Here is an 18,332-nt window from a genome sequence, read left to right as displayed (position 1 = left end):
GACCGTCTAGTATGACCAGATATCGAGGGATTGTATAGCTGGCTTGCTCTCTCCACTCGAGGCCAGAAGCGCGATGGGCCTTCCAGCCCTCTCCCCCAACGAGAGGTACCCCTCATCCGGCGCTTCGCGCCACCTTCTCCCAGCTTCTCGACCTCTAACCAAACCGACGCGGCCGCAGTCCGGCATGAAACCACGTAATCATGGAATAGATATCATAGACGGGCAATCCGACTTCGGCCTGAAGCGCCGCCGCATAAGGCGGCATGTTGGTGCATTCCAGCACGATCGCGCCGACATCAGGATTCCTGGCGACCAGCTCCTTGCCGGCCTCGACCACGTCACGCTCGGCCTGCGCGATGTCCATGTCGTCCTTCTCGGCCTTGATCAGAACGCGGAAGAATTCCTTGCCGTGCTCGGTCCCCACCAGCGGCGTGTCGAGCGGCGCGCCGGCGCCTTCGAGATGGGCGGGCGTCAAGGTCGAGCCGGAGACCGTGACGAGACCGACGCGCTTGCCCGGCGGCAAGGTCGCCTGCACCCACGGCACCTGCATCAGTGACGAGGTCGCGACGGGAACGCCGGCCGCGGTTGCGATCTCCTTCTGGAACAGCGAGAGGAAGCCGCAATTGGTGGTGATGGCTTCGGCCCCGAGCCGCACCAGATCCTTCGCCGCATCGATGAAAGCAGGCAGCAGGCCGGCCGCGCCCTTCAGCACCACCTTCTCCGGCGAAGCGCCACTCACCACGCGATAGAGCACGGGGAAAGGCCAGGTCGTGCCGTTGCCCATGTCGCCGGGAATGCGAGGAAAGCGCGCCTCCAGCATCAAGATGCCGAGCGGCGCGCCGTAGATGGCCTTGCCGCCACGGGCGACACGGGAAGACGAGTTGGCTGAAGTGGTCATGGTGCGATCTCAGAGGAAACGATCGGGCGCGAACGGTGCGAGCGGAATCTCCGGTGGCTTGCCGCTCAGAAGCTGGGCGACGAGACGGCCAGTGCGGGCCGAACCGACCAGGCCGATATGGCCGTGGCCGAAGGCATAGACGATGTCGCGCGAGGCGCGCGCGTAGCCGATGCAGGGACGTCCGTCCGGCATGCTCGGCCGATGGCCAAACCAGGTCTTGATACGGGAAGACGGAATGTCCGTCGGCAGTTTCGGGAACATGCCGAGGAGGTTGTCGCGCAGGATCTCGGCGCGCTTCCAGTTCGGTTCGGCCTCGAGGCCTGCGATCTCGACCGTGCCGGCGGCGCGCAAACCCTTGTCGGTCCAGTTCACCACCATCTTCGCATCCGATGCCATCATCGAGCTGCGCGGGCCCGATTCCGGATTCTCGATCATGACGTGATAGCCGCGCTCGGTCTCCAGCGGCAGCGGATCACCAATGGATGCGGTGAGCCGCTTCGAATGCGCGCCGGCGGCAATCACCGCGGCATCGCAGGGAATCTCGCCGGTCTCGGTGATCACTGCAACGAGCTTGTTGCCGGAAAGCTTGAGCCCCGTCGCCTTGGCCCGCACAAGCTGCGCGCCACTTGCCAGCGCATGTTGCGCGAGGGCTGCGACATAGGCACCGGGATCGCGGCAGCGCCCGGCCTCTTCCACCACCACGCCGAAGGTGTAGCGCGGATGCAGATCCGGCTCGCGCTGACGAATCTCGTCGGCGTTAAGCTCCATCCATTCGACGCCGACCTTTCTGCGCAGGCGCCAGCCGAGATCGTTGTCGAAGTTCCCGCGTGACGGAAACACATGCATCACGCCGTTGCGTTCCACCAGCTCAGGAACGCCCGCCTCCTCCGCGAGCTTCCTGTGCAACAGCGGCGCGTCCTTCAGGAGGTCGCGCAGCGCAAAGGCCGTCTTCTCGACCCGCGCCTCGGTCCAGCCCGAGAGCAGATATCTGATCAGCCAGGGCAGCGCCTTCGGCAAGTAAGACCAGCGGATCGCGAGCGGCCCGAGCGGGTCCATCAGATAGAACGGCACCTTCTTCCAGACGCCGGGCTCGGCCGGCGGGATCACCGAATGCGAGGAGAGCCAGCCGGCATTGCCGTAGCTCGCCGCCTGTTCGCCACCGGGCTCGCCTGCGTCGATCAGCGTGACGCGATGTCCCTCGCGCAGCGCTTCGATTGCGCTGATCACGCCGACCGCGCCGGCACCGATGATGGCGACGTGGCGGCCCTTGGACATGGCTTAAGCCTTCACCGCAGGGGCAAAGTCCTTGCCGACCGACATCGCGCGCGGATCGATGATGCAGTGGAGGATCGACGGCTTGCCCGAGGCGAGCGCACGCTCGAACGCCGGCGCGAACTCTTCAGTACGCTCGACGCGCTCGCCATGGCCGCCGAACGCTTTTGCGTACATCGCAAAATCCGGGTTCTTCAGCTGGGTGCCGACTATGCGGCCGGGATAGTCGCGCTCCTGGTGCATGCGGATGGTGCCGTATTGCGAATTGTCGACGACGATGACGACGAGCGGCGCGTCGTATTGCACGGCGGTCGCGAACTCCTGGCCGTTCATCAGGAAGCAGCCGTCGCCCGCGAAGGCGATGACGGTGCGATCTGGATATTGCCGCTTGGCGAGCACCGCCGCCGGCACCCCATAGCCCATCGAGCCTGAGGTCGGCGCAAGCTGGGCCGCAAAGCTGTGGAAGCGGTGATGGCGGTGGATCCAGCCAGCATAGTTGCCGGCGCCGTTGCAGACGATCGCGTCCTTCGGGAGTCGGTCGCGTAGCCAGGTCATGACCTGGCCGTACTGGAACGTGCCGGGCAGCTCGCGCGCTTTGTCGGTCCAGGCCAGATAATCGGCATGCGCCTTGGCCGCTTCACCCTTCCATGCGAGCGCCCCGGCGGGCTTTAGCGTCTCGACCGCTTCGGCGAACGCGGCGGGCGTCGCCTGGATCGCCAGCTCCGGCTGATAGACGCGGCCGAGCTCTTCCGAGCCCGGATGCACGTGGATCAGCTTCTGTCGCGGGGTCGGAATATCGAACAGTGTGTAGGACGAGGACGGCATTTCCGACATGCGGCCGCCGATGAGCAGAATGACATCGGCGCCGTCGATGCGCGCCTTCAGCCCCGGGCTCGGCCCAATGCCGAGGTCGCCGGCATAGTGCGAATGGTCCGCGTCGATCAGCGACGCTCGGCGGAACGAGGTCGCGACCGGCAAGTCGAACCGCTCGGCAAACCGCGCGATGCTCTTGGTCGCCTCGTCTGTCCAGCGCGAACCGCCGAGAATGACGAGCGGCGCCTTGGCGCTGGCAAGCATGGCGCCAACGCGCTCGATATCAGAAGGCGCGGGCCAGCTCACCGCCGGCTCGATCCGCATCGCGTCCGCAACGGCCGCGGTCTCGGTCAGCATGTTCTCCGGCAGCGAGATCACGACGGGACCGGGACGACCCTGCATGGCGACGCGGAAGGCGCGCGCGACCAGCTCCGGAATGCGGTCGGGACGATCGATCTCGACCGCCCATTTTGCCATGGTGCCGAACACAGCCTTGTAGTCGAGCTCCTGAAACGCCTCGCGCTCGCGCATGCCGGTGTCGACCTGGCCGACGAACAGGATCATCGGCGTCGAATCCTGCATCGCGATGTGGACGCCGTGGCTGGCATTGGTGGCGCCGGGGCCGCGGGTGACGAAGCAGATTCCGGGGCGGCCCGTGAGCTTGCCGTAGGCCTCCGCCATCATCGCGGCGCCGCCCTCGGCGCGGCAGATCATGACGTCGATCGGGCTGTCATGCAGCGCATCGAGCGCCGCGAGGTAGCTCTCGCCCGGCACGCAGGTGACGCGCTCGACGCCTTGCGCGACCAGCTGATCGATCAGGATCTGGCCCCCGGTGCGGGTGTTGCGAATGGTCATGACGGCTCCCTCGAGGCTTTGGCGATGCGCTTCATGGCTTCGCGAAAATCTTGTTCAGAGCTGGCGTAGGACAGGCCGGCAGGGCGCGCAAGATCGAATGGCTTTTCGCACCCTGCGCAGGCGTCATGCCGGCCCCTGGTCTTTGCACATCCGGCCCATTCGCGAGGACGCGGCGGCCATGATCGAGCGCCGCGCCAATGATCGACCGGCTCGATCCGAAGCTCGGCGCAGCTGCCTTCTATTGATGCTCGATCGCGCGGATCGCGCCGCGGAGCTCGGCGAGGCCGCGGAGACGGCCGATCGCGGTGTAGCCGGGATTGGTGCGCTTGGTGGCCGCGAGATCGTCGAGCATGCGGTGGCCGTGGTCAGGCCGGAACACGATTCTCTTGTCGGGCGAACGCCGCGCGTTCTCCTTCAGGAGCGCCTTCAGCACCGCGATCATGTCGACATCGCCGTCGAGGTGATCGGACTCGTAGAACGACAGGCCATCGGCCTCGCGCTTGGTCGCGCGCAGATGTGCAAATGCGACGCGCGGGCCGAAGCGCTCGGCCATTGCGGGGAGGTTGTTCTCGGCGCGCACGCCGAGCGAACCCGTGCACAGGCAGATGCCGTTGGCCTTGGACGGAACGGCATCGAACAGCGCCTGATAGTCATCGGCGGACGAGGCAATGCGCGGCAGGCCGAACAGCGGGCGCGGCGGATCGTCGGGATGCAGTGTCAGCGAGACCCCGAGCTGCTCGGCGACGGGCGTGACGCGGCCCAAAAATTCGGCAAGATGTTGCCGCAGGATTTTCGGCGTGATGTCGCGATATGTTTCGAGTCGATCGCGGAATTGCGGGATCGTCATCGGCTCGGTGGTCGACCCCGGCAACGCGCTGGCGATGACCATGACGAGATAGTCGATATCGGCCTGGCTCATCTGGTCGAACAGCTTTTTCGCGCCGGCCTGCTGCTCGGGTGAGTATTCGGCGGTTGCGGCCGGCCGCTTCAGGATATGCAGCTCGAACGCGGCAAAGCGGTCCTGGTCGAAGCGCATGGCGCGGGCGCCGTTCGGCAGCTCCCATTCGAGATCGGTGCGACACCAGTCAACCACCGGCATGAAGTTGTAGCAGACAATCCTGATACCGGCGGCGGCAACCGCCTCCAGGCTCGCGATCCACGTCTCGATCGAGCGCGTCGCCTTGGCGCCAAGACGCTTGACGTCGTCGGGGATTGGGATCGATTCCACCACCGACCAGGTCAGTTGCGAGCGGCCGGGCTGGCCGCGCTCGATGAAGTTCTTGCGCTCCTCGACCGCCTTGCGTGTCCAGGCCTCGCCGATCGGCACCTGATGCAGCGCCGAGACGATATCGGTCGCGCCGGCCTGCCTGACGTCATCCAGCGAGACGGGATCATCGGGCCCGTACCAGCGCCATCCCTCTAGCATCATGCCCTTTTCTCCGATCAATTCGCGGTCAGCACGACCTTGACGCTCTGCGAGCGGTCGAGCGCCAGCCGCAGCGCCTCCGGCGCGGTGGACAGCGGCCGCTCGGCCGTGACCAGTGACAGCACGTCGACGCTGCCGGCAGAAATCAGTTCCACCGCGGTCATGAACTCGAGCCCGAAGCGGAACGAGCCGCGAAGGTCGATCTCCTTCGCCATCACCGCATTGGCCGGCACTGGAATCTGGCCGCCCGGAAGGTTGCCGATCTGCACGACAATGCCGCCGCGCCTGACGATGCCGATCGCGCTGGCGAGGCCAGCAGCCGTGCCCGAGACCTCGAAGACGACATCGTAGGGACGCGACGCGGCTTGTGCCTTCAGGCCTTCCTCACCGCCCGCGACGTTTTCGGCGTGAGAGGCGCCGAGGCGGCTTGCAAAGGCCAGCGGCGCCGGCGCGATGTCCGCAACCGTGATGTCGGTCATGCCGGCGCGGCGCGCGGCGAGCATGGTCAGAAGCCCGATCGGGCCGGCACCGAAGATGATGCCGCGCTTGCCTTCGATGTTGCCGGCACGCGCGACCGCGTGCAGGCAGACCGCGAGCGGCTCGGCCAGCGCCGCAGCCTGATAGGACACGTGATCGGGGATCTTCACGCATTGCGCCGGGATCGCATCGAAGTAATCGGCAAAACCGCCCTGCATGTGCGGCGTCTTCGAGGCCGAGCCCATGAAGTAGATATTTTCGCAGAGGTTTTGCCGGCCTTCGCGGCAAGCGACGCAATGGCCGCACCAGCGCGACGGGTTGACGGCGACACGGTCGCCGGCCTTCAGGTTCGCCGCGGCGCCCGCGATCTCCACGACCTCGCCGGAGATCTCGTGGCCGAGCACCAGCGGCGACTTCACGACGAAATCGCCGGTCCGGGCATGACGGAAATAATGCATGTCCGAGCCACAGATGCCGCCGGCGCCGAAGCGGATGCGCACCATGCCATCAGCGAGCTTGTCGAGCGGGTGCTCGATCATGCGCAGATCTTCGGGACCGAACAGGGTTGCGGCGAGAGAAGTGGATGTCATTTGGAAAGTCCCATGTATTTCGGCAGCCAGAGGGTCAATTCAGGAATGTAGGTGATTGCGATCAGCGCGATCATCAGCGGCACCAGCCATGGCAGGATCGCAATCGTCGTGCGCTCGACCGAGAGTTTGGCGACGCGGGCGAGCACGAAGAGGACCATGCCGAGCGGCGGATGCAGCAGGCCGATCATCAGGTTCAACGTCATGATCAGACCGAAATGGATCGGGTCGATGCCGAGCTTGAGCACGATCGGCAGCAGGATCGGCACCAGAATGGTGATCGCCGCCGTGGTGTCGATGAAGCAGCCGACGAACAGGATCAGGACGTTGGCGAGTGCCAGGAACACCCATTTGTTGTGGGTAATGCTGAGCATCCAGTCCGACAGCATCTGGGCCGCCTGCGACACCGTGAGCAACCAGGCGAAGATCGAGGCTGCCGTGACGATGAACAGCACCGACGCCGTGGTCTCGATGGTGTCGAAGGTCGCTTTCGCGACCGTCTTCATCGTCATGGTGCGGTAGCGCACCAGGCCGAGAAACAGCGACCAGATCACGGCGGCGACCGCGGCTTCCGTCGGCGTGAACCAGCCGAGCGTCATGCCACCGATCAGGATCACCGGCGCCATCAGCGCCATCACCGCCGAGAAGTCGAAGTACCAGTCGATCGCGAGCAGCACGACTAGGCCAAGCCCAACCGCCCAATTGGTGGAGAGACCGGCGACCGTCAGAAGCCAGACAGCCATCGGAAAGCTCAGTACGACGACGATCTCGAGCCCCGCCGATCCCAATTGCGGCCATGAGAACGGCGTATCGCTGCCCCATTTGTTCTTGTGCGCGAAATAGGTGACGGTGGCCATCATCAGCAGCGTCAGGACGACGCCTGGAATGACGCCTCCCAGAAACAGCGCGCCGATCGAGACATTCGCCATCATGCCGTAGATCACAAACGGCAGCGACGGCGGGATGATGGGCCCGAGCGTGGCCGAGGCCGCGGTGACGCCGACGGAGAATTCCGTGGAATAGCCGTGGTCCTTCATCGCCTTGATCTCGATGGTGCCGAGGCCGGCGGCATCCGCGATCGCGGTGCCGGACATGCCGGAGAAGATCACCGAGCCGATGATGTTGACGTGGCCGAGACCGCCGCGCATCCAGCCGACCAGCGCGACGGCGAACTTGTAGATGCGCCCGGTGACGCCGGCGATGTTCATGAGATTGCCGGCCAGGATGAAGAACGGCACGGCCAGCAGCGGAAAGCTCTCAACGCCGGCGATCATGCGCTGCGCCAGCGTGACGTCGGGCGTCACGCCGCTGACCAGGATGTAGAGCAGCGACGACGCGGCCATGGCGATCGCCACGGGAACGCCGAGCAGCATCAGGATGAGAAAGCCTCCAAGCAACAGCAACATGGAACTACCCTTCAAAACCGTCGTAGGCGCCGGGACGTTCGAGGATCGAATAGCCCTGTCGCAAATGCTGCACTGCGACCTGCAACGACCGCACGAACATCAGCACGAAGCCGAGCAGCACCGCGTAGTAGACGTAGTCCTTGGGAAAATTGATCGTGGTCATGGACTCGTCGCCGATGATCTGGATGTAGACCCAGACCAGCTTGATGGCGTAGCCGAAGAAAGCGATCCGAATCAGGTCGATCACCGTCGACAGCGCGCGCGCCACGAGGTGCGGCAAATAGCGGTAGACGAGGTCGACCTGGATGTGCCGCGACAGCCGCACGCACATCGAGGAGCCGATGAAGACCACGCCGATCAGGCAGTAGGTCGCAATCTCCTCGGTCCAGGCGTAGCTGTCGTTGAGCACGTAGCGGGTGAAGAACTGGAGGAAGACGGCGAGCGCCATCACCCAGAAGATCGCCAGCGCGACCCAGTCCTCGAAAGCGTAGACGCCGAGATCGACCTTGGGTGCCGCCTCCTCCTCGAAGGTGTGGGCGATCTCGTCCCCGGTGATCTGCCGGTGCGTTTCGACTGTGGACATGGGGTTACTCCTCAAGTACCGAGCGTCATTCCGGGCCTCGCGAAGCGCGCGCCCGGAATGACGACCTATTGTTATTTCACGTCCTGGATCCGCTCCCAGTCGGCCTTGCGATAGCCGAAGGTCTCGAACGCGACGTTCTTCAGCACGGTGTCGCGGAACTCTTTCTTGTCGACCTCGGTCACGGTCAGGCCCTTCTTCTTGAAGAAGGCGACCAGCTTGGCTTCGTTCTGCTTGATCTCCTCGGTCGCCTTGGCGGCGGCTTCCTGCGCCACGTCCGTGAAGATTTTCTTGTCCTCGTCGCTGAGCTTCTTCCACAGCGCGCCCGCCACCACCGTGTTGAGGTGATCGACGATGTGGCCGGTCAGCACGATGTGCTTCTGCACCTCGTAGAACTTCTTGGCTTCGATCGTGGTCAGCGGGTTCTCCTGGGCTTCAACGGTGCCGTTCTGGAGCGCGAGATAGACTTCGGCGAACGCGATCGGCGCAGTGTTGGCACCACAGGCGCGCGGCATCGCCAGATAGGCCGGAACGTCGGGCACGCGCATCTTCAGGCCCTTGAGGTCGGCACAGGTCTTGATCGGCTTGTTCGACGAGGTCTGGCGCACGCCGTAATAGGTCACCGCGATGATGTGGTGGCCGCTCTTGTCCTCATAGCCCTTGGCGAGTTCCTTGAAGATGTCGCTCTTGGTGTAGGCGAGCAGATGATCGGCGTCGCGGAAGGTGTAGGGATAGTAGGTCACGCCGATCGGCGGAAAGCTCTTGGCCGCGAAGCTCGATCCGGAAATGATGATGTCGACCGAGCCGAGCGAGAGGCCCTGGTTGATGTCGGCTTCCTTGCCGAGCTGCGACGCCGGATAGACGTCGATCGCATAACGCCCGTTGGTGCGCTTTCCGATCTCCTGCGCAGCCCAGACCGAGGCGGTATGGAACGGCTCCGAGGTCTCATAGACATGAGCCCATTTGAGCTTGGTCTGCGCCATGCCGGCATTGGTCGTAGCAAACATGGCCGCGGCCGAGACCGCCAGCACCGTTGTGATCTTTTTCAACACTGATTTTTCCTCCATCTTCTAAGTCTGCTTCTGTCCGCCCGCCCCGACCTGGATGCGGACCGCCCAATCTCATCGCCGCCGCGCGCTGCTGCTCGCAGCCCGTTTTTTCTTCGGCGCATGTTCCGGCTTTGACGGCTTTGCCGTCGATCGCGCCGCGCGCCCGGACGACGGTCCTGCCTCGTTCTCGGCGCCAAAGTTCTGCGCAAAGCGCTCCTGGGATCGCGCGAGATGATCGCGCATCGCATCGCGCGCGGCCCCGGGATCATGCGCCACGATCGCGTCGCGCACCGCGCGATGCTCGTCGAGCGCATTGCGCCAGGTGCCAGGGCTCTCGAAATAATGCGCAAGCTGCGCGAAATAGGGATTGAGGCGTTGGTCGAACAGCTCGCCGACCACGCGCACGAGGACGGCATTGCCGAGGCTTCCGGCGGTCGCGACGTGGAAGGCGCGGTCGTGAACCATCGAGGCTTCGCCGGGGTGTTCTACATTCTCCATCGCGACAAGAGACGCATCGATGCGGGCAATGTCGCCCTTCGTCGCCACGCGCGCGGCTTCTTCGGCGATCGCGCTCTCCAGGAATTCGCGGGCGCGCAGCAGCTCGAACGGGCCCTCGATGACGGAAGCAGGCGCGGGCGCCGCAACGGCGGCGGGCTCGATCACGTAGATGCCGGAGCCGACACGGATGCGGAGGCGGCCTTCGACCTCGAGCGCGATCAGGGCTTCGCGCACAGTCGGCCGCGATATCTTGAGCTGCTCGGCGAGCTCGCGCTCGGTCGGCAAGCGGCTGCCGACCGCGTATTCACCGCTGTCGATCAGGCTTCGCAATTGATCGGCGACCTGGCGATAAAGCCGTCTCGCCTCTACAGCTTCCAGCGGCACGCTGGCCCTCCCTCAAAGGTCGGCACCGGGTTGATCCCGGCGGCCCGCCAATTTTGGAAAATTGGTCTTACCAATTGACCGAGGACGGACGTCATGTCAAGCAGCAGCAAAGCAAGGGGAGACACGTCCATGCGCCTTGGTTCAACGCGCCTTGGCCGCGCCAATCTCGACCGGCTGCCACCTGGCATCCGCCGCCCGGCCTATGACCGTTCGCGGGTCACGCCCGGCATCGTGCATCTCGGCCTCGGCGCCTTTCATCGCGCCCATCAGGCCGTCGTCATCGACGATTGCCTTGCCGCCGGCGCCGCGTCGTGGGGCATCGTCGGCGCGAGCCTGCGCAGCCCTGACGCGCGCGACGCCCTCGCCCCGCAGGACCATCTCTATACGGTTGCGGTCCGTGCGGCCGAAGGCACCCAGCACCGGGTGATCGGCGCGCTGCTCGACAGCGTGGTCGCGCGCGAGAGCCCGGCGCGGCTGATCGAGCGGATGGCCGATCCCGCCATTCGTATCGTCTCCCTCACCGTCACCGAAAAGGGCTATTGCCATACGCCGCAGACCGGCGATCTCGACGAGCGGCATCCTGATGTCGTGCACGATCTCAACAGTTTCGACGCGCCGCGTTCGGCGCCCGGCTTCATCGTTGCGGCACTGGCGCGGCGGCGAGCGCTGGGTGCCCCGCCCTTCACCGTCCTGAGCTGCGACAACCTCGCCGCCAATGGCGACACCGTGCAGCGGATCGTGACGCAGTTCGCAGCGCTGCGCTCGAAGGACCTCGGCAAGTGGATTACGGATACAGCGGCCTTCCCCTCGACCATGGTCGACCGCATCGTGCCGGAGACGACGGATAGCGACCGCGATACGGTTTCATCCGCGCTCGGCTTGCGCGACGCATGGCCGGTCATGACCGAGCCGTTCACGCAATGGGTGGTCGAAGATCGCTTCACGGCGGGCCGGCCTGACCTTGCCGCCGCGGGCGTCGAGCTCGTCACTGATGTCAAGCCGTTCGAGCTGATGAAGCTGCGGCTGCTCAACGCCAGCCATTCCGCGCTCGCCTATCTCGGCTATCTCGCCGGCTACGAGACCATCGCCGACACCATGCTGGATCCGCATTTCGCGCGTTTTGCCGCGCAGGTGATGGAGGAGGCCGCGGTGACGCTGACAATGCCTGCCGGTGCCGATCTGGCCGCCTATCGCGCCTCGCTGCTCAAGCGCTTCGCAAATCCGGCGCTGCATCATCGTACCTGGCAGATCGCGATGGATGGCTCGCAAAAGCTGCCGCAGCGGCTGCTTGGCGCGATGCAGGATCGCCTGCTTAAGAATTTACCGGTCGCGACGCATGCGCTCGCGGTGGCCGGCTGGATGCGCTACGTCACCGGCCTCGACGAGCAGGGCCGCGCCATCGACGTGCGCGATCCGCTCGCCGCCGAGTTCGCTGGCTTGGCGCGCGAGGCAGGTCCCGTCGCCGAGCGATTGGCGCCCGCACTGCTCGGCGTCGGAAAAGTGTTCGGGCCGCTGGGTGCCGAGCCGCGCCTGCGCGAGGCCGTGACCGCGGCGCTTGGCCGTCTCTTTAAGGATGGCGCGCGGCGGGCGGTGGAGACGCACCTCTCCGCGTGACCACAAAGCAGGCATGCTGCACTGCGGTCCAGATCGAACAGAAAGCCGACGGAAGTCGCGCTTGATTTTTGCCTGTCATTGCCCCACCCGAGAGGCATGGCAAAGGACAGCAAGATCATCGCCGCCAACGCGGCCTTTTACGCCGCCTTTTCAACCGGCGACTTCGACGGTATGGAACAGATGTGGGCAGATGACGACGCCATTTCCTGCATCCATCCCGGCTGGCCGGCGATTATCGGGCGCGCCACGGTGATCGGAAGCTGGCGCGATATCCTGCAAAATCCGCAGCGGCCGCAGATCGTCTGCGCCGAACCGCAGGCCATCGTCGACGGCGACAGCGCGCGCGTGCTCTGCATCGAGATCGTTGACGGCACCGCTTTGGCTGCTGCCAACCATTTTCGGCGCGTCGGCGACGGATGGCGGCTGGTGCATCATCAGTCGAGCCCAATCGCGCAGATTGTCGAGCAGGCTGAGGATGATAGAACGAGCCACCGCGTCCACTGAACGCGGCCGGCCCGCAGGCACTTTCTACTGTGCATGGGGTTGTTTTTCAGTTTTTTTGTTCTGCGGCCTCATCCGAGCTCCGACAAATCATCCAGCACGACCCGCGCCGCGCTGAAATCGTCGTCCCGGAAGAACATGCTGCGGGTGATGAGCACGGGAATCTTCGCCCGCGAGGCCGCGATCAGGCCGTTGGCGGAATCCTCGATCGCGACGCAGTCGGACGCCTTGAGCTTCAGCCGCGCCAGGATTTCGAAATAGACGTCCGGCGCAGGTTTCTTGTGCTCCACATCATCCCCGGCCACGATCGCCTCAAAATCCGCGGACCAGCGCGTCCCCAGCGCCCGCGACAGCAGCGCATCGATGTTGCCGTGGGACGTCGTGGTCGCGATCGCGAGCCGCTGGCCGCGCGCCTTGGCAGCAATGAGGAGACCGGTCACGCCGGGCCGTAAGGGGCAGCAGCCGGTCTCGACCAGTTCGGCGTAATGCGCGGTCTTGATGCGGTGGAGTTCCGCGATGTTCGCGTCCGACAATGGCGCAGCAATCTTCAGCCGTCCATGGAAGACGCGAATGCGCTCCTTGCCACCGGTGACCCGCAGCAGGTCCTTGTAGACGGCCCGGTCCCACTGCCAGCCGAGACCGTGGCGAACGAAGGCATAATTGAAGGCCTGCCGATGCAGTTCCTCGGTTTCGGCCAAGGTGCCGTCGATATCGAAGATCAGCGCTGCGGCGCGCCGGATCAGCTCAGCGGCGTCACATGGCACTATGGCGGGCGCTTCTGCCTGCATGATCGATCCGTCCCTCCTGCCGCTGTGACAAGTGAGCATCGCCCGAGGCAGCGTGCGAGTAAAATTGCAATATCTTTTGCCGGACCCAAAAATCCCTTATGAGCGGAGACGCGCGCAACGGCGCGAACGGAACCAGCACGGCGGACACATGCGGCTCTTCATCCTTGGCCTTGGCTACAGCGCCGGGCATTTCGTCCGCAGGTTTGGCGGCACCTTCTCACATATCGCCGCCACCGTGCGCGATCCCGCGAAGCGAGATGACCCCGCCGGCATCGAGATGCAGGCCTTTTCCGGCGGCAGCCCCGCGCGCGAGACGGTCGAACGTATCGGCGACGCCGACGTCCTTCTCGTATCGATCCCGCCCGGCAGCGTCGGCGATCCCGCCATCGCCACGTTCGGCGACGTGCTGGCGGCGGGCCGGCGCAAGGTCATCTATCTCTCGACCATCGGCGTGTATGGCGATCACGGCGGCGGATGGGTCGACGAGAGCACACCGCCGCAGGCCATCCTCGATCGCACCCGTATGCGGGTCGCTGCCGAGCAGGCCTGGACGGACATAACGCGCGGCAACGCCGCGATCCTGCGGCTTGCGGGCATCTACGGCCCCGGCCGTAACGCGCTGGTGACGCTGCGCGCGGGAACGGCCCGGTGCATCATCAAGCCGGGACAATTGTTCAACCGCATCCATGTCGACGACATCGCAAGCACGATCACGGCCGCGGTTCATCACCCGAGCGGCGGCACCTGGAACGTCTGCGACGACGAGCCGGCGCCGCCGCAGGACGTGATCGCCCATGCGGCGAAGCTGATGAACGTTGCGCCGCCGCCCGAAGAGGCCTTTGAGACCGCGGGAATGTCGCCGATGGCGCGCAGCTTCTATGCCAGCAGCGCCCGTGTCTCCAACGCGAAATTGAAGCGCGAGCTCGGCGTCACACTTGCTTATCCGACCTACCGCCACGCTCTGGATGCGTTATGGCACGCGGGAGAGGGACGATAGGGTTCCGGCATTCCCGGCGTCCCAGACATGCCCTGCCCGCGCTTGACTTCGCGCCGGTGCGGTCGTGATCTAACCACTCAGCGGGCCACTGCATAACGAGCCCGCGCTTGGGAGGATACAATGAAGACGATCGCCATGGTCGCGGCGGCTGCCGTCGTCACGCTTGCTGCAGCGCGCGCCGCGCCGCTGCCCGAAGCCAGTCCCGACGACGCCGGCTTCTCGAAACAGGGCCTTGCACGGCTCGACAATTTCTTCGCGCGTGAGATCGCCGCCAAGCGCGTCCCCGGCGCGGTCGTCGCGATCGCCCGTGACGGAAAGCTTGTGCACTACAAGGCCTATGGCATGCTGGATCCGGACAAGGGCACGCCGATGCCTATTGACGCGATCTTCGCGCTGGCATCGATGACCAAGCCGATGGCGGCAGTCGCGGGATTGACATTGATGGAGCAGGGCAAGCTGCCGCTCCAGGCCAAGCTGTCCGATTATTATCCTGGCTTTGCCGACATGAAGGTCGGCGTTCAGCAGGCCGACGGTTCATTGAAGCTCGAACCGCAGGCATCGCCGATTTTCATTCACGATCTCTACCGGCACACGTCCGGCCTGATGTATGGCGGCCGGCCGGACAGCTCAAGCACGCTTGCGCGACAATATCCTGAAGGCACCGCGCCGGCGATCGAAGGCGACACCCAGGCGTTCATCGACCGCATCACAAAGCTGCCGCTGGCGCATCAGCCCTCGACCGAGTTCGAATACGGTTTTTCGATCGACGTACTTGGTGCTGTGGTCGAGAAGGTGAGCGAGCAGAAGCTCGGCGACTATCTCGCCGCCAATGTCTGGCAACCGCTCGGCATGAAGGACGCGACCTTCCATCCGACCGACGCACAGCGCCCTCGCCTCGCCCGCCCGTTCGCCAACGATCCGCTGACCGGCAAGCCGCAAGCCATCAAACTTTTGGACACGCCGACAAAATCCGACTGCGGCGGCGCCTGCTCGTTCGCAACCGTCGGCGATTACATCCGCTTCGGGCAGATGCTGCTCAACGGCGGCGAACTCGACGGCCAGCGCGTCCTCGGTCCCAAGACCGTGCATCACATGACGACCAATCATCTCGGCCCCGAGATCAAGAACAACGTGGCGAACATCGAGCCGCACCGCGCCGGCTTCGGCTTTGGCCTCGCGGTCGCTGTCCGCACCGGCGAAGGATTGTCGTCGGTCCCCGGCAATCCCGGCGAGTTCACGTGGAATGGCGCGTACGGGACACAGTTCTTCTGCGATCCCAAGGAGCGTCTCGTCGTGGTTGTCGGAACGGCGGCGCCGGGCGAGCTGCGGAAATTTTATCGCGAGCAGGTCCAGGACATCGTCTATGGCGCGATGGTGAAATGAGATCGGCACGCCGCATTGGAAAGAGGGCGGCCGATTGGATCGCCCTCTTGAATTGTTTGAGCATGATCTTGTCGGAAAACCGCTACACGCTTTTCCGGATCATGCTGCGACGTCAGCTCAGAACGCCGTATTTCTTGAACCAGGCCTGCGCCCGCTTCCAGGCATCTTCCGCGGCGTCCTTGCGGTAGCTGCCGCGGTAGTCGGCATGGAAGCCGTGCGGCGCTTCCGGATAGATCTTGAATTCGGCCGTCTTCTTGTTCTGCTCGAGCGCAGCCTTCATCTGCTCGACCTGGGTGACGGGAATGCCGGTATCGGCGCCGCCATAGAGGCCGAGCACCGGCGCCTTCATCTCGGGCGCCAGCTGCATCGGGCTTTTCGGCCACAGCGGATTGGGAGCATCGACCGGCGGACCGTAGAAGGCGACGCCAGCCTTGAGCGTGCCGTTGTGGGCGGCATATTCCCAGACGGTGCGTCCACCGCGGCAAAAGCCGATGATGCCGAGCTTCGCGGTGTCGCCGCCTTGCGATCCCGCCCACGCCACCGTCGCATCGAGATCGGACAGCAGTTCCGCGTCCGGCTTGGCATTGACGATCGGCAGCAGGTCCTTGATCTCGGCGATCTTGGTCAGATCGGTACCCTTGCGGAAGTAATAGTCAGGCGCGACTGCGAACGCGCCGAGCTTGGCGAGGCGCCGCGTCACGTCCTTGATGTATTCGTGCAGGCCGAAGATCTCCATGGCCACGATGATCACCGGCGCCTTGGTGTTGCCGGCCGGGCGGGCGAAATAGGCAGGCATCTCTTCGGAGCCGACCTTGATCTTGGCGTCGCCGGCCTGGAGACCGCTGGTGTCTGTCGTGATCGCCTCGGCGCGCACGGGCCCGGCCGCAAGCGTGTAGCCGGCGGCAACCGCCGCGGTGGCGCTCATGAATCCGCGCCGCGAGACCGGGGCGGCCTTGGTCAGCCCGACGACGTCGGATGTCATGGTGGTTTCAATGCTCATCGGTTCATCCCTTCCTGATGCCTGGCCCTGATCCCCAAGGCGATGCATTCGCCGATAATTGCCGGCGAAACGCAAATCACCAGCCTGCGAGCACGCCGCTTTCAGGCCTTGCCCCGACGCTGCTTCCCCGGGGCAGTCTCGGGCATCAGACTCATCGCAACAAGTCCAACGATTGCCGCAAGCAGCAGGTACCAGGCCGGCGCCAGCGGATTGCCGGTGAGGTGGAGGAGCCAGGTGACCACGAGCTGCGCCGTGCCGCCGAAGCTGGCGATCGCGACCGCATAGACGGTCGCGAACACGCCACCGCGAATGTTCTGGGGCAGCGCCTCGACGAAGGTCGCGTAGAACGCAGTGAATGGCAGCGACCCGATGACGGACAAGACACCGAAACCGGCCAGGAGCGACAACGCGCCCGGCGCATGGACGATCCACAGGAAGGTCGGGTAAGTCAGCAGCAGCGTTGCGAGCTGCGGCCAGATCATCACCGGCTTGCGACCAAGACGATCTGCCAGCCAGCCCCCGACCAGTGCGCCGACAAACTGAATGCCGTTGCTGACCAGCGACACGGCGAAAGCCAGTGTGGACGACACATGCAACGTGTTCTGCGCATAGGTCGTCATGTACTGGGTGACGTAGGTCGAGATGGTGCCGCTTGCCAGGATCATCAGCGCAAGTCCGATGATGCCAAGGTGGCGCCTCGCCTGCGAAAGATGACTGACGTGTTCGACGGTGCGGGCACCGGCTTTGGCCTGCGGGATCGTCTCGGGCAGCGTTCGGCGCATCCAGAACCCGAACGGTATGCAGACCGCCCCGATCAGAAACGCCACCCGCCAGCCATAGGCGTCGAGCATTTCCGGCGCCATCGTCCGGCTCAGGATGACGCCGACGAGCGCGCCCGCGGTCGCGGCGATCTCCTGGCTCGCCGGCTGCCATGCCACCACCAGCGCCCGATGCTCGGGCGGGGCAATCTCGATCAGATAGGCGGTGGTCGGCCCAACCTCGCCGCCGAGGGCAAAGCCTTGCGTCATACGCGCCGCGATCACGATGATGGGCGCGGCAAGACCGATCGCTTGATAGGACGGCGTGAGCGCGATGGTCAGGATGGATAGCCCCATGAGCGCGAAGCTCAGCAGCATGGCGGGGCGCCGGCCGATGCGGTCGGAATAGATCCCGAGCACGATTCCGCCGATCGGCCGCGTCACGAAGCCGGCGCCGAAGGTCGCCAGCGACAACATCAGGCTGCCGTACTCGCTTCCCGTCGGGAAGAAGGTATGGCCGATCTGGATGGCGAAGAAGCTGTAGGTGATGAAGTCGTAGAATTCGAGCATGTTGCCGACGGTGGCGGCCAATGCTGCGCGCTTGACGTTGAACGGCTTCGCTTGCTCGATCACAGACGATACTCTGGAATTCCCGGGCTCGATCGTATTTGGGACTTAACCGCCTGCCTGCATTGCGACGCAACATCCATTAACCGAAAACGGTGGTTCTCTCGCCTCCACTTTCGCCGCCACGAGTTGCAGCGCAACTGCCTGCTCGCGCAATTCGAACCGCGTCGCCGCAACAAATGGGCTCTGCTGTGGTCGCAAGGGCACATCATGTTGCTCCCCGTCGTACGCTATCGGGATTCTGCAGGCGAATCGCAGTTATTTGACTGAAATTTTCAGAACAGTTGAGCCGGGCGATTTACTCGAACTTTCTTCGTGACGCTCTAGGGTCTGTTGGGATTCATCTGGAGTTTATCGCGGCCGCGGCCAGATAGATCATTGAAGTGAAGCTCTGGTCGGTCTTGTCGGCGCGCATTGCG

General features: G+C 64.6%; 16 protein-coding genes. 4 read left to right on the top strand and 12 right to left on the bottom strand.

Translation table 11 applies throughout. The features are described from left to right. Positions 1 to 154: 154 nt before the first annotated feature. From IVA74_RS31530 to IVA74_RS31490, 9 genes are all read right to left on the bottom strand, one after another. Positions 155 to 898, bottom strand: a complete 744-nt coding sequence (locus tag IVA74_RS31530) for an aspartate/glutamate racemase family protein (protein ID WP_247350779.1) — start codon at positions 896 to 898, stop codon at positions 155 to 157. A gap of 9 nt (positions 899 to 907) precedes the next feature. Then, on the bottom strand, positions 908 to 2,173 hold the full coding sequence (locus IVA74_RS31525; protein WP_247350778.1) for an FAD-binding oxidoreductase: 1,266 nt from the start codon (positions 2,171 to 2,173) through the stop codon (positions 908 to 910). A gap of 3 nt (positions 2,174 to 2,176) precedes the next feature. Further along, a complete protein-coding gene (locus IVA74_RS31520) occupies positions 2,177 to 3,838 on the bottom strand; it encodes a thiamine pyrophosphate-binding protein (protein WP_247350776.1) in 1,662 nt (553 codons plus the stop codon). Positions 3,839 to 4,076: 238 nt separating this feature from the next. Then, complete coding sequence (uxuA, locus tag IVA74_RS31515) at positions 4,077 to 5,267, bottom strand: mannonate dehydratase (RefSeq protein ID WP_247350774.1); 1,191 nt, start codon at positions 5,265 to 5,267, stop codon at positions 4,077 to 4,079. A 14-nt stretch (positions 5,268 to 5,281) separates the two neighbouring features. Further along, positions 5,282 to 6,331 carry an L-idonate 5-dehydrogenase gene (locus IVA74_RS31510; RefSeq protein ID WP_247350772.1) on the bottom strand — a complete coding sequence of 350 codons (1,050 nt, stop codon included), beginning with the start codon at positions 6,329 to 6,331 and terminating at the stop codon, positions 5,282 to 5,284. Beyond that, positions 6,328 to 7,734 carry a TRAP transporter large permease gene (locus IVA74_RS31505; RefSeq protein ID WP_247350770.1) on the bottom strand — a complete coding sequence of 469 codons (1,407 nt, stop codon included), beginning with the start codon at positions 7,732 to 7,734 and terminating at the stop codon, positions 6,328 to 6,330. Before IVA74_RS31505 ends, IVA74_RS31510 begins: the two co-directional genes overlap by 4 nt. A 4-nt stretch (positions 7,735 to 7,738) precedes the next feature. Further along, positions 7,739 to 8,317 (bottom strand): TRAP transporter small permease, encoded by a 579-nt coding sequence (locus IVA74_RS31500; protein ID WP_247350768.1) that lies wholly within the window; start codon positions 8,315 to 8,317, stop codon positions 7,739 to 7,741. 71 nt (positions 8,318 to 8,388) lie between these two features. Then, positions 8,389 to 9,366, bottom strand: a complete 978-nt coding sequence (locus tag IVA74_RS31495) for a sialic acid TRAP transporter substrate-binding protein SiaP (RefSeq protein ID WP_247350766.1) — start codon at positions 9,364 to 9,366, stop codon at positions 8,389 to 8,391. A 69-nt stretch (positions 9,367 to 9,435) separates the two neighbouring features. Then, a complete protein-coding gene (locus tag IVA74_RS31490; protein ID WP_247350764.1) occupies positions 9,436 to 10,245 on the bottom strand; it encodes a FadR/GntR family transcriptional regulator in 810 nt (269 codons plus the stop codon). A gap of 129 nt (positions 10,246 to 10,374) precedes the next feature. Between IVA74_RS31490 and IVA74_RS31485 the strand changes: the two genes are divergently transcribed. Both IVA74_RS31485 and IVA74_RS31480 read left to right on the top strand, forming a co-directional pair. Next, positions 10,375 to 11,859: a mannitol dehydrogenase family protein gene (locus IVA74_RS31485; RefSeq protein WP_247350763.1), complete on the top strand. Its 1,485-nt coding sequence runs from the start codon at positions 10,375 to 10,377 to the stop codon at positions 11,857 to 11,859. Positions 11,860 to 11,955: 96 nt separating this feature from the next. After that, the gene (locus IVA74_RS31480; RefSeq protein ID WP_247350762.1) at positions 11,956 to 12,363 is read left to right on the top strand and encodes a nuclear transport factor 2 family protein; all 408 of its coding nucleotides are present in this window, start codon (positions 11,956 to 11,958) and stop codon (positions 12,361 to 12,363) included. A 68-nt stretch (positions 12,364 to 12,431) separates the two neighbouring features. Here the strand turns inward: IVA74_RS31480 and IVA74_RS31475 are convergent, their stop codons facing one another. Next, positions 12,432 to 13,148 (bottom strand): HAD family hydrolase, encoded by a 717-nt coding sequence (locus IVA74_RS31475; RefSeq protein ID WP_247350761.1) that lies wholly within the window; start codon positions 13,146 to 13,148, stop codon positions 12,432 to 12,434. Positions 13,149 to 13,296: 148 nt separating this feature from the next. Here IVA74_RS31475 and IVA74_RS31470 point away from each other — a divergent pair, with 148 nt between their 5' ends. Continuing rightward, positions 13,297 to 14,145 (top strand): SDR family oxidoreductase, encoded by an 849-nt coding sequence (locus tag IVA74_RS31470; RefSeq protein WP_247350760.1) that lies wholly within the window; start codon positions 13,297 to 13,299, stop codon positions 14,143 to 14,145. A gap of 120 nt (positions 14,146 to 14,265) precedes the next feature. Continuing rightward, positions 14,266 to 15,528, top strand: coding sequence for a serine hydrolase domain-containing protein (locus tag IVA74_RS31465; protein WP_247350759.1), 1,263 nt, complete (start codon positions 14,266 to 14,268; stop codon positions 15,526 to 15,528). Positions 15,529 to 15,640: 112 nt separating this feature from the next. On the opposite strand, the gene IVA74_RS31460 is transcribed toward IVA74_RS31465, so the two are convergent. After that, a complete protein-coding gene (locus IVA74_RS31460; protein WP_247350758.1) occupies positions 15,641 to 16,528 on the bottom strand; it encodes a dienelactone hydrolase family protein in 888 nt (295 codons plus the stop codon). Between the two features lie 101 nt (positions 16,529 to 16,629). Beyond that, a complete protein-coding gene (locus IVA74_RS31455) occupies positions 16,630 to 17,919 on the bottom strand; it encodes an MFS transporter (protein WP_247350757.1) in 1,290 nt (429 codons plus the stop codon). Positions 17,920 to 18,332: the final 413 nt, after the last annotated feature.

Origin of the sequence: Bradyrhizobium sp. 132, assembly GCF_023074185.1 — a bacterium.
Taxonomy (GTDB): Bacteria; Pseudomonadota; Alphaproteobacteria; order Rhizobiales; family Xanthobacteraceae; genus Bradyrhizobium.
This window is presented reverse-complemented; position numbering and strand designations above follow the sequence as displayed.